Source organism: Streptomyces aurantiaciflavus (assembly GCF_049808595.1).
GTDB lineage: Bacteria > Actinomycetota > Actinomycetes > Streptomycetales > Streptomycetaceae > Streptomyces.
The window spans coordinates 377,038-391,454 of sequence record NZ_JBNCAQ010000001.1 but is presented as its reverse complement, the minus strand read 5'-3'; the positions used below and the strand labels follow the sequence as shown (position 1 = coordinate 391,454).

Here is a 14,417-nt window from a genome sequence, read left to right as displayed (position 1 = left end):
GACGGTCACTGCTCCTTGTGGGCCTCGCGGCCCTGCAGGCCCTGAAGGTCCTCGTGGGACAGGGCACGGACGGTGCGGGACGGGCTGGGTCGGCCCAGTTGGCCGGCCATCCACACGCTGGTGGCGACGAGACGGCCGAGATCGACCCCGGTGTCGACACCGAGGCCCTGAAGCATCCACACGAGGTCCTCGGTGGCGAGGTTGCCGGTGGCGGACTTGGCGAACGGACAGCCACCGAGGCCGCCCGCGGAGGCGTCGACGGTGGTGACGCCGTGCTGGAGGGCGGCCAGGGTGTTGGCCAGCGCCTGGCCGTAGGTGTCGTGGAAGTGCGCGCCGAGCACGGAGGTCGGGACGCCTTCCTCGTTGAGCGCGGTGAGGAGCCCGCGGACATGACCCGGGGTCGCGACCCCGATCGTGTCGCCCAGGCTCAGCTCGTCGCAGCCCATGTCGAGCAGGGCCCGGCACACCCGCACGACCTGGGGGACCGGGACCGCGCCCTCCCAGGGGTCGCCGAAGCACATGGAGAGATAGCCGCGGACGTGCACACCGTCGCCTTCGGCCTTGGCCCGCTCCACCACCGGTCGGAACATGGCCAGCGCCTCGTCCACCGTGCGGTTGAGGTTGGCCTTGGCGAAGGACTCGGTGGCGCTGGCGAACACGGCGACCCGGCGCGCGCCGAGCGCCAGGGCCCGGTCCAGGCCCCGCTCGTTCGGCACCAGCACCGGCAGCTCCACCGGCAGATCGCGGACGAGCGGGAACAGCTCCTCGGCGTCGGCCAGTTGGGGCACCCACTTGGGGTGGACGAAGCTGGTCGCCTCGATCGTCGTCAGGCCGGCGCCGGCGAGCCGGCGGACGAACTCCGCCTTCACCTCGGTCGGCACGGTCGCCTTCTCGTTCTGCAGGCCGTCGCGCGCGCCGACCTCGTGGATCCTGACCCGCGCGGGCAGGCCCGCGGCCGGTACGGCCATGGGGAGTCCGAGTCCGGTCATTCCTGCACCTCCTCGTGCGGGGTGACGACGGCCAGGACCTGGTCCATGGCGACCGTCGTGCCGGGGCTGACGTCCAGTTCGGCGACCGTGCCGGCGTGCGGGGCGGAGATGACGTGCTCCATCTTCATCGCCTCCACCACCAGCAGGCTCTGCCCGGCCGCCACCTCGTCGCCGACGGCGACCTTCACCACCGTCACCGTCCCCGGCATGGGCGCCGTCAGCGAGTCGGCGCCGGAGTGCGCGGCGCCCGTCAGGGACGCGGCCACCGGGTCGTGGTCGCGCACATGCCAGGCGTCGCCGTCACGGCCCAGCCAGTCGCCGGCCCGCCGGAAGGTGTGGCGGACGCCGTCGAGGGTGACGTGGACCCGCTCGTCGGTGACGGTGTGGGTGCCGCGCACCGGGTGAGTGACGGGTTCCAGTCCCGTCACGCGCAGGGGGAAGTCCACCGGCCGGTGCGCCCCGCCCAGTCGCCAGCCGCTCGGCACCGAGAAGGGATCCGTCCAGCCGTCCCCGTGCGGCCTGAGCCCCTCCAGCCGTACGGCGGCGGCGGCCTCGTAGACCTCCTCCGGTACGTCGGTGGGGACCAGGTCGTCCACCACCCGCTCGACCAGCCCCGTGTCCAGCTCGCCCGCCACGACCGCCGGATGCGCCAGCAGCCGGCGCAGGAACCCGGCGTTGGTCTGCACGCCCAGCGTGACCGTCTCCGCGAGGGCGGACCGGAGCTTTCTGAGCGCGGTCACCCGGTCGGGCCCGTACGCGATCACCTTGGACAGCATCGGGTCGTACAGGCTGCCGACCTCGGTCCCCTCGCTCAGCCCCGAGTCGGTGCGCACGCCGTCGCCCTGCGGCTCCTCCAGCCTGAGCACGGTCCCGCCGGAGGGCAGGAACCCGCGCGCGGGGTCTTCCGCACAGATCCGCGCCTCGACGGCGTGCCCGGTCAGGGCGATGTCGTCCTGCGTGTACGGCAGCCGCTCACCGGCCGCCACCCGCAGCTGCCACTCGACCAGGTCCAGGCCGGTGACGAGCTCGGTGACCGGGTGCTCCACCTGCAGGCGGGTGTTCATCTCCATGAAGAAGTACGACGTCGGGTCGCCGCCGGGGACGATGAACTCCACCGTGCCCGCGCCCCGGTACCCGCAAGAGCGGGCCGCCTGGACCGCCGCCTCGCCCATCGCGGCCCGGGTGGCCTCGTCGAGGAGCACGCTGGGCGCCTCCTCGATGATCTTCTGGTGCCGGCGCTGCAGGGAGCACTCGCGCTCGCCCAGGTGGATCACACGGCCGTGGCCGTCGGCCAGGACCTGGATCTCGATGTGCCGGGGCCGGTCGATCCACCGCTCGACGAGGAGGGTGTCGTCGCCGAAGGAGGCGCGGGCCTCACGGCGGGCGGCGGCGATCTCGTCCGCCAGGACGGCGGCGTCGCGGACCAGCCGCATGCCCTTGCCGCCGCCGCCGGCGCTCGGCTTGAGCAGCACCGGGGTGCCGATCTCCCGGGCGGCGTCGGCGAGCTGCGAGTCGCTGAGCCCGCTGCCGCTCGACCCGGGGACGACCGGCACGCCGGCCGCCTTCACGGTCTCCTTGGCGCGGATCTTGTCGCCCATGAGGGCGATCGCCTCGGCCGACGGCCCGATGAAGACGAGCCCCGCGTCGGCGCACGCGCGCGCGAAGCCGGCGTTCTCCGCGAGGAAGCCGTACCCCGGGTGGACGGCCTGGGCGCCGGTGCGGGCGGCGGCCTCCAGGAGCCGCTCGACGGACAGATAGCTCTCGGCGGCCGGCGCGGGGCCGATCCGTACGGCCGTGTCGGCCTCGCGGACATGCCGGGCGTCGGCGTCCGCGTCGGAGAAGACGGCCACCGAGCGCACGCCCAGCGAGCGCAGGGTGCGGATGACACGGACGGCGATCTCGCCCCGGTTGGCCACGAGCACGGTGTCGAACAAGGGTCCCCTCCTCACATCCGGAAGACGCCGAACTGGGGCGCCGAGTAGTCCTTCTGGGGCAGCGGCGCGTTGGCGCAGGCCGTCAGGGCGAGACCGAGCACCTGCCGGGTCTCCAGCGGGTCGATGACGCCGTCGTCCCAGAGCCGGGCGGTGGCGTAGTAGGCGTTGCCCTGGCGCTCGTACTGCGCCCGGATCGGGTCCTTGAAGACCTCTTCCTCCTCCACGGACCACTCCTGGCCGTGCGCCTGAAGCTGGTCCCGCTTGACGGTGGCGAGGACGGAGGCGGCCTGCTCGCCGCCCATGACCGAGATCTTGGCGTTGGGCCACATCCACAGGAAGCGCGGCGAATAGGCCCGCCCGCACATCGAGTAGTTCCCGGCGCCGTACGACCCGCCGACGACGACGGTCAGCTTCGGCACGCGGGTGCAGGCCACGGCGGTCACCATCTTGGCGCCGTGCTTGGCGATGCCGCCGGCCTCGTAGTCCTTGCCGACCATGAAGCCTGAGATGTTCTGGAGGAAGAGGAGCGGGATCCCGCGCTGGTCGCACAGCTCGATGAAGTGGGCGCCCTTCTGGGCGGACTCGGAGAACAGGATGCCGTTGTTGGCGACGATCCCGACCGGGTGGCCCTGAATACGGGCGAACCCGGTGACGAGGGTCTGCCCGAACTCCGCCTTGAACTCGGCGAAACGGGAGCCGTCGGTGACGCGGGCGATGATCTCCCGTACGTCGTAGGGGGTGCGGGAGTCGACGGGGACGGCGCCGTAGAGCCCGTAGGGGTCGACCTTGGGCTCGACCGCCGGCCGCACCTCCCAGGGAAGGGACGGGCGGGCCGGAAGGGTGGAGACGATGGTCCGCACGATCCGCAGGGCGTGCGCGTCGTCCTCGGCGAGATGGTCGGTGACACCCGACACACGCGCGTGCACCTCACCGCCGCCGAGCTCCTCGGCGGTGACGACCTCGCCGGTGGCGGCCTTCACCAGGGGAGGGCCGCCGAGGAAGATCGTCCCCTGGTTCCGGACGATGACGGCTTCGTCGCTCATGGCCGGCACATACGCCCCGCCGGCGGTGCACGACCCGAGCACGGCGGCGATCTGCGGGATCCCGGCGCCGGACATCCGGGCCTGGTTGTAGAAGATCCGCCCGAAGTGCTCCCGGTCCGGGAACACCTCGTCCTGCATGGGCAGGAAGGCGCCGCCGGAGTCCACGAGGTAGAGGCACGGCAGCCGGTTCTCGAGGGCGACCTCCTGCGCGCGCAGATGCTTCTTCACGGTCATCGGGTAGTACGTCCCACCCTTGACGGTGGCGTCGTTGGCCACGACGACGCACTCCCGCCCGCTGACCCGCCCGATCCCGGCGATGACGCCGGCGGCCGGGGCCTGCCCCTCGTACATCCCCTCGGCGGCGAGGGGCGCGAGCTCCAGGAAGGGAGACCCGGGATCCAGGAGGGTGTCCACCCGGTCCCTCGGCAGCAGCTTCCCGCGCGCGGTGTGCCGGGCCCGCGCCTTCTCACCCCCGCCGAGCCGGGCGGCGGCGAGCTTGCCGCGCAGCTCCTCGACGAGGGCGAGGTGGGCTTGTTCATTGGCCCGCCAGGCCTCCGACGCGGGGTCTGCCGCGCTCGTCAGCTCCGGTGCCTGATCCATCCTTGCGGTCCCCTCACCCAGTGATCGACTGTTAATGAGCGTTAACCATTTCCTCCAGGTTAACGACCGCTAACCTCCCTGTCTAGAATTGCTTCCATGGCCCCCAGAACCGACGCCCCCACCCGCCGCGAACAGATCCTCAAGGAGGCCGCGCGGCTGTTCGCCGAGCGCGGCTTCCACGGCGTCGGCGTGGACGAGATAGGAGCCGCCGTCGGCATCAGCGGCCCCGGTCTCTACCGGCACTTCCCCGGCAAGGACGCGATGCTCGCCGAGCTGCTGGTGGGGATCAGCGGCCAGCTGCTGAACGGCGCGCGCCGTCGCGTGCAGGAGTCCGACGGGGGCGGCGCCGAGGCGGTCCTCGACTCCCTCATCGAGGGCCACATCGACTTCGCCATCGACGACCGTCCCCTCATCACCCTGCACGACCGCGAGCTGGACCGCCTCCGCGACAGCGACCGCAAGCTGGTGCGGCAGCTGCAGCGGCAGTACGTCGAGCTGTGGGTGGAGGTCGTCCGCGAGGTCTACCCCGCCCTGACCGAGCCCACCGCCCGTTCGGCGGTGCACTCGGTCTTCGGCCTCCTGAACTCGACGCCGCACCTGGGCCGGGCAGGCGTCCTGCCGGGCCGAGGCGCCACGGCGGCGCTGCTCCACCGGATGGCGCGGGGGGCGTTCGGCTCCGCGGCGGAAGCGTAGCGACCGGCCTCCGGCCAGGCCCGCGCGCCTTTCGTCGCCGGGTGCGGGTGGCCTTGGTGGGGGCTGGGCGCCATCGGCGGCTGATGGGTCGGTGTGGGGGTGTGGTCACCGGGGTGTGGGGCTGTGGTGGTGCGGGGTGTGGGGTTGAGGTCATCCGAAGCGCGGAGCTGCGGTGGTGCGGGGTGTGGGGCTGCGGTCACCCGGGGCGCGGAGTTGCGGTGGTGCGGGGTGTAGGGCTGCGGTCACCCGGGGCGCGGAGCTGCGGTGGTGCGGGGTGTAGGGCTGCGGTCACCCGGGGCGCGGAGCTGCGGTGGTGCGGGGTGTAGGGCTGCGGTCACCCGGGGCGCGGAGCTGCGGTGGTCCGAGGTGTGGGGCCGCGGTGCCTCGGGGGGTGTGTGCTGTGGTGCCTCGAAGTGGTGCCGCGGCACCTCGGAGGCGTGGGCTCCCGTGCCGGAGGTGTAGGGCTCCCGTGTGCCGGAGGTGCGGGACTGCGGCGACCGGAGGTGCGGGGCTGTGGTGTCTTTCGGGCGGGACTGCGGCGCCCCGGGGGTGCAGGGGGCGGAGCCCCCGCCGGGGGCTGGGGCGGAGCCCCGGGGGAGACTTCTCGTCCGACCGAGTCGGGTGGGTGGGCGAGGCTCTGGGGTCTGGGGCGGAGCCCCAGGGGGAGGGCCACTCATCGTCCAAGCGAGTCGGGCGGGTGGGTGTGCGAACGCCCCGGGGTCTGGGGCGGAGCCCCAGGGGGTGCCCTCACCTCCGACCGAGTCGGGCGGGTGGGTGGGCAAGGGCCCCCGGCGTGACGAGCGTTACCACGGGAGCACCCTGGACGCACCCTGTACTCACCGGTACGGTGCTGTGAGCAAGCGCTTAGACAGGCCGAGGTACGTGGAGGTGGCGGCGTGCGCCGTACGGTGTTCAACGAGGATCACGAGGCGTTCCGGGAGACCTTGCGCGCCTTCATCGAGGCCGAGGTCGTCCCGGTGTACGACGAGTGGTTCGCCGCAGGCCAGGCGCCGCGCGACTTCTACTACAAGCTCGGCGAGCTGGGCCTCTTCGGCATCAACGTGCCCGAGGAGTTCGGCGGCGCGGGCCTGGACACCCACAAGTTCGAGGCCGTCCTCTACGAGGAGACCGCTCGCGCGGGCGTCCAGTTCGGCGGCTCCGGCGTCCACGTGCTGCTCGCCCTCCCGTACATCAAGATGCTCGCCACCGACGAGCAGAAGAAGCGTTTCCTCCCGAAGTTCGTCAGCGGCGAGGAGATGTGGGCGCTGGCGATGACCGAGCCGGGCACCGGTTCGGACCTGGCGGGCATGAAGACCACCGCCAAGCTCAGCGAGGACGGCACGCACTACGTGCTCAACGGCGCCAAGACCTTCATCACCGGCGGCGTCCACGCCGACCGCGTGATCGTGTGCGCCCGCACCTCCGCCCCGACCGCCGAGGACCGCCGCTTCGGCATCTCCCTCTTCGCCGTGGACACCAAGTCCGAGGGCTACTCCATCGGCCGCAAGCTCGACAAGCTGGGCCTGCGCACCTCCGACACCGCCGAGCTGGCCTTCGTCGACGTGAAGGTCCCCGTCGAGGACCTCCTCGGCGAGGAGAACAAGGGCTTCTACTACCTCGGCCACAACCTGGCCTCCGAGCGCTGGGGCATCGCCTTCGGCGCCTACGCGCAGGCCAAGGCCGCCGTCCGCTTCGCCCAGCAGTACGTCACGGAGCGCACCGTCTTCGGCAAGCCGGTCGCCCACTTCCAGAACACCAAGTTCGAGCTGGCCGCCTGCCAGGCCGAGGTCGACGCCGCCGAGGCCGTCGCCGACCGCGCCCTCGAGGCTCTCGACGCGGGCGAGCTGACCCCCGCCGAGGCCGCCAGCGCGAAGTTGTTCTGCACCGAGGTCGCCCACCGCGTCATCGACCGCTGCCTCCAGCTGCACGGCGGCTACGGCTACATGAACGAGTACCCGATCGCCCGCCTGTACGCGGACAACCGCGTGAACCGCATCTACGGCGGCACCAGCGAGATCATGAAGACGATCATCGCGAAGGACATGGGTCTGTAAGGTCCGAGAAATTACTCACCGGTAGAACTGGCCCCATGAGTCAGGCACTACAGGATCTCCTCGATCTGCTCGACCTCGAGCAGATCGAGGAGAACATCTTCCGCGGCCAGTCCCGCTCCGCCGTCGTCCCGCGCGTCTTCGGCGGTCAGGTCGCGGCCCAGGCGCTGGTCGCTGCCGGGCGCACGGTCCCCGCGGACCGGCCCGCCCACTCCCTGCACGCGTACTTCCTGCGCATCGGCGACCCCGGCGCGCCGATCGTCTACAACGTCGAGCGCATCCGCGACGGCCGCTCCTTCACCACCCGCCGCGTGGTGGCGATCCAGCACGGCAGACCGATCTTCTCCCTGTCGGCGTCCTTCCAGACGTACGAGGACGGCCTCGACCACCAGGCCGGCATGCCGCCCGCCCCCGACCCGGCGACCCTGCCCACCTCCGAGGACCGCCTGCGCGGCTACGACCACCTCGCCCCGGCCGTCGTCGAGCGGTTCCTGGAGTCCCGCGAGGCGATCGACCTGCGCTACGTCGACGAGCCCCCGTACGGGAAGTTCGGCGCACCGCGCGAGCCGCACAGCCAGGTCTGGTTCCGCACCAACGGCAAGCTCGCCGACGACCCCCTCCTGCACGTCGTCCTCGCCACCTACGTCTCCGACATGACGCTCCTGGACTCGGTCCTCCTCGCGCACGGCCGCGGCGGCTGGGCGGTCGGCGACGTCGTGGGCGCCTCCCTCGACCACGCGATGTGGTTCCACCGCCCGTTCCGCGCCGACGAGTGGCTGCTCTACGACCAGGAGTCCCCGTCGGCGTACGGCGGCCGGGGCCTCGGCCAGGGGCGCATCTACACCCGGGACGGCCGGCTCGCCATCTCGGTGATCCAGGAGGGCGTGGTCCGGCTCCCCCGGTGACGGCCCGTGCGGCGGATCGCCCGAGATGCTGATGTGCCGTAGCGGTACTAGGCTCAATGACTGAAAGCCGCACGCACGGCACGCCCGGCCGACCGGTTCCCGAGCAGAGCGGACCAAGGCCACAGCGATCGCCCGCGCATCATGGCGAGCGACCTGGAGGCGTCGGCGGTCGAGCCCGTGCTCCAGATCAATATGCGGTGACACTCAGAGACCCTGCCGCAACTCTCCTTTGCGGCTGCGGCCATCCATTCTCGCGCCTCCTTCCGGGAAACGCGGGAGACGATGGAGCGAAAGGTATTTCTCATGCGAGTACAACGCGCGAAGCGCCTTGCCGCGGTGTCCGCCGCCGGGCTGTTGATGGCCGGCGGTATCGCGGCGGGCACATCGGGCATCGCTTCGGCGGCCGACTCCTACAGCCACAGCAGCTACTGCAACGGCTGGTGGAACGGCTGCGACGATGACGACAACGGTCGTGGCGGCAACGGTGACTACGGCGACCACGACAACGGTCGTGGCGGCTACGGTGACCACGACAACGGTCGTGGCGGCTACGGTGATCACGACAACGGCCGTGGCGGCAATGGTGACCACGGTGACCACGACAACGGCCGTGGCGGCAACGGCGACCACGACAACGGTGGCCGTGGCGGCAACGGTGGCCACGACAACGGTGGCCGTGGCGGCAACGGTGGCCACGGCGGCCACGACTGACCCGACAACGGCAACGGCGCGATGTGCGGTCCCCGAACAGGGCCGCGCATCACGCCGTTCATGTGTGGCTCCGGTCGTGAGCCGGACCTACGCCAGCCCCGCCTCCGCCAGCAGATACGCCGTCATCGGGTCGTAGTGGCGCGGGCTGACCACGTGGTCGTCGAGCGGCACCGTCACCTGCACGGTGCCCTCCGCCTCGGCGATGAACAGCGCCGGGTCGTTGCAGTCGGCGTACCCGACGGAGTCGACGCCGTGCCGGCCGGCGTAGCCCGCCCAGCCGTGGTCGGCGACGACCAGGTCGGGCAGCGGACGCCCCTCGCGCTCCAGCGCGGTCAGGATCGCCTTCATCGGTTCGCCCGAGTGGGTGTGCCAGAGGGTGGCGCCGTGCTCGAGGACCGCCACGTCGGCGAACTGCATGACGTATCCCTCGTCGGTCTGCAGCCCGTCCGGGATGACGACGATCTCGCAGCCGGCCGTGCGCAGGGCGGCGGCGGTGGCCCGGTGCACGTCGAGCAGACCGCCCGGGTGACCGGTGGCGAACAGCACCCGCTGCCGGTCCTCGGCCGCCTTGCGCAGCCGTCCCGCCAGCCGGTCCAGCGCGTCGACGGTCAGCTCGGGGTCGATGGTGTCCTGGCCGTACCGGTACTCGGGGTCGTCGTTGACGCCGACCCGCTCCGCCATCACCGCGAGCACGTCCTGCTCGTCGGTCCAGCGGTCGCCGAGCTCCAGACCGAGCCAGAAGTTGCGGACACCGTTGGCGAGCTGGCGGTAGTGGGAGAGGTTGTTCTCGCGCGGGGTGGCTACGTCACCCGCGATGCGGGTCTTCACAAGGTGCTCGACGAGCTCGGCGCGGCTGGGTGTCCCGGGTATCGGCATGGTGTCCATTGTGAGGCAGCCGCCAGTGGGAGTCCTGGGTGTCCCGGACGCTGGGACATGGGTCACTCGGCCTGACACGCGCCGTCGAACTCACCGTTGCCGCAGGGCGAACCACAGCTCCATCCGTACGTCCGGATCATCCAGGTCCGTCCCCAGCAGGGCCGCGCAACGCGCGATCCGCTGTCGCACGGTGTTGCGGTGCACACCCAGCGCCACCGCCGTACGGTCCCAACTGCCGTGCAGCGACAGCCAGGTACGCAGGGTGTCGGCGAGGGCCGCGTTCTCGCCGAGGGGCGCGAGGAGCGTACGGGCGTGCGCCTCCGCCTCGCCGGGCGGCAGCAGGTCGGCGAGCGCGGGCCGGGCGCCGTGCCGGACCAGCGGCGCACGGGTCGCCCGGGCCCGGGCCAGGGCACGCCCCGCCTGGGTGTCGGCCGTCGGCCAGTCGCCGGGCCCCACGGCCGCGCTGACGCCCAACGTCCACCCCGCCTGCGCGACCGGCTCCCGGTCCGCCGGGACGAGCACCCGTACGACCCCGCCCGCGAGGTCCACCAGCGGCGACCCGAGGGCGGCTCCCAGCGCCGAGGCGGCGACGGCGTCGGGGAGCCGCGGCCCGGGCCGCCCAGGGGGTGGGGTGTCCGGTGTGCTGCTCGGCCACTCGTGGGCCCCGGTCGCGGCTGTCGCATCGGCCGGCCGCTCGGGGCCCCCGGTCGCGGCCGGCGCCTCGGGGCGCTGGTGCCGTCGCGCGCCCGGTGCCGGGTCCGGTCGGCTGTGGCGCCCGGCCCCCGGCGTCGCCCCCGACGGCGCCTCCGGCGGCCCTTCCCGTTCCGGCCCCGCCGCCCCCTCCGGCACCGCGTGCACCACACGCCATCGCTCGCCGCCCAGCAACGGCGCCACCGTTTCCGGCGCCGCCCCCAGCAGCAGTCGTACGAGCGCCGACGAGCGGGCCGCTCCCGTGCCGCTTTGGTGCTCGCCGGTGAGAAGGGAGAGAAGGACGGCGGCGACGGAGGCGATGGTGTGGTCCCCCGGATCGCGCCGGGGCGCGGCCACCCCGAGTACGAAACCCCGCCCGGCACCGAGGACGTAGGCGGTGAGATGCGCCCCGGCGGCGGTGGTGTCGCTGGCGGTGGCGGAGCCCCGGCCGACGACGACCCGGGCGAGCTCCGCCAGCGCCTCCCGCGCGTCGCCCGACGGATCCCTCCCCGCCTCCGCGATCACCGCCCCGTCCGGCCCGTACAGCACCGCCCCTCCGCCCACCCGCTGGGCGAGCCGGCGCAGCACCGACGGCACCGGGTCCGGGCGGGACGCGGCGGAGGCGAGGCTCTGCTGGGCCTCCGTCACCCGGCGCAGCTCCGCGTGGCGGGCCTGGGCCATGAGCTGCCAGACGGCGCGGGCCACCCCCGAGAACGTGGTCTGCGGCGGGACCTCCAGCAACGGCAGCCGGTACTTGTCGCAGGCGGCGACCAGCGCGCGCGGCACGGTGTCGTGCACCGGCGCGAGCCCGAAGCCGAGCGCCGCACCGCCCGCCGCCACGATCCGGGAGACATAGTCGTCGAAGTACGTGCCCGTCCCCGCCGCATCCGGGATGTGCACCCCCGCCGTCAGCAGCAGCTCGCCGCCCAGCAGGTACGGGTACGGGTCGGCCATCTCCGAGGTGTGCGCCCCGTGGATGACCAGGCCGGGGTCGGACGGTCCGGCGATCCGGCGCAGGGCCAGGTCCTCGCGGGCCAGCAGCGCGGCCAGCGGGACCGGCGGTGTGGGCGGAACGGCGGCATCCGGCACGGTGTGCGTTCCTTCCATCCCGGACGGCTCCAGTGGATGAAACGTACACTTCGCAGTCGCTTTCCGACCACCTAGGGTCGTACTCAGTAGTACAGAGCAGTACATACGCGATGACGCGTAGGAAAGAAGGCAGTGCATGAGCAGCAACGAGACGCCCCGCGGCCCGGTCGACTCCTCGCGGATCCCGCGGTACGCCGGCCCCGCGACCTTCGCCCGGCTGCCCCGCCTCGACGAGGTCGGCCGCGCCGACGTCGCCGTCGTGGGCGTGCCGTTCGACTCGGGCGTCTCGTACCGGCCGGGCGCCCGCTTCGGCGGCAACGCGATCCGTGAGGCGTCCCGGCTGCTGCGCCCGTACAACCCGGCGCAGGACGCCTCCCCCTTCGCCCTCGCGCAGGTCGCGGACGGCGGCGACATCGCGGTGAACCCGTTCAACATCAACGAGGCCGTGGAGACGATCGAGGCGGCGGCGGACGACCTGCTGGGGACGGGGGCCCGCCTGATGACGCTGGGCGGCGACCACACGATCGCGCTGCCCCTGCTGAGGTCGGTGGCGAAGAAGCACGGCCCCGTCGCCCTGCTCCACTTCGACGCCCACCTCGACACCTGGGACACGTACTTCGGCGCCGAGTACACGCACGGGACGCCGTTCCGGCGGGCGGTGGAGGAGGGGATCCTGGACACCTCCGCGCTCTCCCACGTCGGCACCCGCGGCCCGCTCTACGGCAAGCAGGACCTGACGGACGACGAGAAGATGGGCTTCGGCATCGTCACCTCGGCGGACATCTACCGCCGGGGCGCCGACGAGGTGGCCGACCAGCTCCGTCAGCGCATCGGCGACCGGCCCCTCTACATCTCCATCGACATCGACTGCCTGGACCCGGCCCACGCCCCCGGCACCGGCACGCCGGAGGCGGGCGGCATGACCTCCCGCGAGCTGCTGGAGATCCTGCGCGGCCTGGCGTCCTGCAACCTGGTCTCGGCGGACGTCGTCGAGGTGGCCCCCGCGTACGATCACGCCGAGATCACGTCGGTGGCCGCGTCCCACACGGCGTACGAACTGACCACGATCATGTCCCGTCAGATCGCCGAGGCCCGTGAGGAGAACGAGGGCAAGTGACCCACGACCACGACCAGGTCCTCCGCCCGACACAGGCGCAGATCTCTGCCGCCCTGAATCCTCCCGCCGGCCGCATCGGCGGAGACCTGGTCGTGGAGACCCTGGCCGGGCTGGGCGCGACGACGGTCTTCGGCCTGCCCGGCCAGCACGCCCTCGGCGTGTTCGACGCCCTGCGCCGCTCCGACCTGCGGTACATCGGCCTGCGGGTGGAGAACAACGCGGGGTTCGCGGCGGACGCGTACGGCCGTGTCACGGGCGAGGCGGCGCCGCTGCTGCTGTCGACGGGCCCGGGCGCGCTGACCTCGCTGGCCGCTCTGCAGGAGGCGGCGGCGGCCAGCGCGCCGGTGCTGGCGATCTGCAGCCAGATCCCGACGGCCGGGCTGGGCGGTGGCCGGCACGGCTATCTGCACGAACTCCCGGACCAGGCGGCCTCGTTCCGGGGTGTGGTCAAGTCGGTGCACACCGTTCGCGCCCAGTCCCAGATCCCGGACGCGATCGAGGCGGCCTGGAAGTCGGCGCTGACCGCCCCGCACGGCCCGGTGTGGGTGGAGATCCCGCAGGACGTGCTGCTGGCCGAGACGTCGATCCCGGTGGTGACGGTCGGGGACGCCTTCCCGGAGGAGCTGCCTCCGCGCCCCGAACTGACCGCCGTGGCAGCCGACTTGCTGTCCCGCGCCGCCCGCCCGGCGATCATCGCGGGCGGGGGAGTGGTACGGGCGGACGCGTCGGGCAAGCTGAGGCAGCTGGCCGAGCTGCTTCGGGCGCCGGTCGTCACGACCCCCGGCGGCAAGGGCGCGTTCCCCTGGAAGCATCCGCTGTCGTTGCAGTCCTGGATCGAGGACCGCCACACGACGGACTTCCTGGAGGACGCCGACGTCCTGCTGGTGGTCGGCTCGGGCCTCGGCGAACTTTCCTCGAACTACCACACGTTCAAGCCGCGAGGCCGGGTCGTCCAGATCGAGGCCGACCTCGGCAAGCTGGAGTCGAACCACCCGGCGCTGGGCATCCACGCGGACGCGCGACTGGCGTTGCAGGCGCTGCTGGAGACGGTGGAACGGCGGGAGGACGAGGAGGCGCCGGCCCGCGTCCGAGCTCTGCTCGACAAGGTCGCCGCACGTATCGCCGCCCAGGAACTGGGCCTGGAACAGGACCTGTTGGCGTCGATCCGCAGGGCGCTTCCCCCGGCCTCCCCGTCCTTCTGGGACATGACGATCCTCGCCTACTGGGCCTGGTCGGCCTTCGACGCCAAGGGGCCCAACCACATGCACTCCGCGCAGGGCGCCGGCGGCCTCGGCTACGGCTTCCCGGCAGCCCTGGGCGCGGCGGTCGCCGACCCGACCCGCCCGGTGCTGGCGGTGTCCGGCGACGGCGGCGCCCTGTACTCGATCGCCGAACTGGCCACGGCCCGCCAGTACGACCTGAACGTCACCTGGCTCATCGTCGACGACGGCGGCTACGGCATCCTCCGCGAGTACATGACGGACGCCTTCGGCCAGGCCACGGCCACGGAGCTGACCCGCCCGGACTTCGTGGCGCTGGCGGAGTCCTTCGGGGTACCGGGGGTGCTGACCTCCCCCGAGACCCTGGAAGCGGACCTGACGAAGGCCCTGGCGTCGCCGGGCCCGTCGGTGGTCGTACTCCCGGCCCTTGTGCGGTTGTTCGCGCCCACGCATCTCGACTGACACAGCACGCCTCACGCGGCGGCGCTGGTACGGCGAG

General features: G+C 72.6%; 11 protein-coding genes. 6 read left to right on the top strand and 5 right to left on the bottom strand.

From position 1 onward, the window contains the following. Positions 1–5: 5 nt before the first annotated feature. Genes ACPT94_RS01695 through ACPT94_RS01685 form a run of 3 tightly spaced genes read right to left on the bottom strand, consistent with a single transcriptional unit; the run spans position 6 to position 4,566 of the window. Positions 6–989, bottom strand: a complete 984-nt coding sequence (locus ACPT94_RS01695; RefSeq protein ID WP_425244891.1) for a hydroxymethylglutaryl-CoA lyase — start codon at positions 987–989, stop codon at positions 6–8. Further along, positions 986–2,923 carry an acetyl/propionyl/methylcrotonyl-CoA carboxylase subunit alpha gene (locus ACPT94_RS01690; RefSeq protein WP_425244890.1) on the bottom strand — a complete coding sequence of 646 codons (1,938 nt, stop codon included), beginning with the start codon at positions 2,921–2,923 and terminating at the stop codon, positions 986–988. Before ACPT94_RS01690 ends, ACPT94_RS01695 begins: the two co-directional genes overlap by 4 nt. A gap of 11 nt (positions 2,924–2,934) precedes the next feature. Then, positions 2,935–4,566, bottom strand: coding sequence for a carboxyl transferase domain-containing protein (locus ACPT94_RS01685; protein ID WP_360336826.1), 1,632 nt, complete (start codon positions 4,564–4,566; stop codon positions 2,935–2,937). 96 nt (positions 4,567–4,662) lie between these two features. On the opposite strand from ACPT94_RS01685, the gene ACPT94_RS01680 reads away from it, so the two are divergent. The 4 genes from ACPT94_RS01680 (at position 4,663) to ACPT94_RS01665 (ending at position 8,926) form a co-directional block, all read left to right on the top strand. Beyond that, on the top strand, positions 4,663–5,259 hold the full coding sequence (locus ACPT94_RS01680) for an SACE_7040 family transcriptional regulator (RefSeq protein WP_360336824.1): 597 nt from the start codon (positions 4,663–4,665) through the stop codon (positions 5,257–5,259). An 896-nt stretch (positions 5,260–6,155) separates the two neighbouring features. Further along, positions 6,156–7,313, top strand: coding sequence for an acyl-CoA dehydrogenase family protein (locus ACPT94_RS01675; protein WP_360336822.1), 1,158 nt, complete (start codon positions 6,156–6,158; stop codon positions 7,311–7,313). Positions 7,314–7,348: 35 nt separating this feature from the next. Next, positions 7,349–8,215 carry an acyl-CoA thioesterase II gene (tesB, locus tag ACPT94_RS01670; RefSeq protein WP_360336820.1) on the top strand — a complete coding sequence of 289 codons (867 nt, stop codon included), beginning with the start codon at positions 7,349–7,351 and terminating at the stop codon, positions 8,213–8,215. 303 nt (positions 8,216–8,518) lie between these two features. After that, positions 8,519–8,926: a hypothetical protein gene (locus ACPT94_RS01665; protein WP_360336818.1), complete on the top strand. Its 408-nt coding sequence runs from the start codon at positions 8,519–8,521 to the stop codon at positions 8,924–8,926. Positions 8,927–9,013: 87 nt separating this feature from the next. On the opposite strand, the gene ACPT94_RS01660 is transcribed toward ACPT94_RS01665, so the two are convergent. Further along, positions 9,014–9,802 (bottom strand): phosphatase, encoded by a 789-nt coding sequence (locus ACPT94_RS01660; protein WP_360336816.1) that lies wholly within the window; start codon positions 9,800–9,802, stop codon positions 9,014–9,016. A gap of 90 nt (positions 9,803–9,892) precedes the next feature. Next, the gene (locus ACPT94_RS01655) at positions 9,893–11,599 is read right to left on the bottom strand and encodes a helix-turn-helix domain-containing protein (RefSeq protein WP_425244889.1); all 1,707 of its coding nucleotides are present in this window, start codon (positions 11,597–11,599) and stop codon (positions 9,893–9,895) included. Between the two features lie 118 nt (positions 11,600–11,717). On the opposite strand from ACPT94_RS01655, the gene speB reads away from it, so the two are divergent. Together speB and ACPT94_RS01645 are read left to right on the top strand one after the other, a co-directional pair. Continuing rightward, a complete protein-coding gene (speB, locus tag ACPT94_RS01650) occupies positions 11,718–12,698 on the top strand; it encodes an agmatinase (RefSeq protein ID WP_360336812.1) in 981 nt (326 codons plus the stop codon). After that, positions 12,695–14,380 (top strand): thiamine pyrophosphate-binding protein, encoded by a 1,686-nt coding sequence (locus ACPT94_RS01645; RefSeq protein ID WP_360336810.1) that lies wholly within the window; start codon positions 12,695–12,697, stop codon positions 14,378–14,380. Before speB ends, ACPT94_RS01645 begins: the two co-directional genes overlap by 4 nt. Positions 14,381–14,417: the final 37 nt, after the last annotated feature.

Bases quoted from the DNA above. Each gene is read 5' to 3' on its own strand.
- ACPT94_RS01695 (WP_425244891.1), bottom strand. From the start codon at position 989: ATGACCGGACTCGGACTCCCCATGGCCGTACCGGCCGCGGGCCTGCCC.
- ACPT94_RS01685 (WP_360336826.1), bottom strand. From the start codon at position 4,566: ATGGATCAGGCACCGGAGCTGACGAGCGCGGCAGACCCCGCGTCGGAG.
- ACPT94_RS01680 (WP_360336824.1), top strand. From the start codon at position 4,663: ATGGCCCCCAGAACCGACGCCCCCACCCGCCGCGAACAGATCCTCAAG.
- tesB (WP_360336820.1), top strand. From the start codon at position 7,349: ATGAGTCAGGCACTACAGGATCTCCTCGATCTGCTCGACCTCGAGCAG.
- ACPT94_RS01665 (WP_360336818.1), top strand. From the start codon at position 8,519: ATGCGAGTACAACGCGCGAAGCGCCTTGCCGCGGTGTCCGCCGCCGGG.
- ACPT94_RS01660 (WP_360336816.1), bottom strand. From the start codon at position 9,802: ATGCCGATACCCGGGACACCCAGCCGCGCCGAGCTCGTCGAGCACCTT.
- ACPT94_RS01655 (WP_425244889.1), bottom strand. From the start codon at position 11,599: ATGGAAGGAACGCACACCGTGCCGGATGCCGCCGTTCCGCCCACACCG.
- speB (WP_360336812.1), top strand. From the start codon at position 11,718: ATGAGCAGCAACGAGACGCCCCGCGGCCCGGTCGACTCCTCGCGGATC.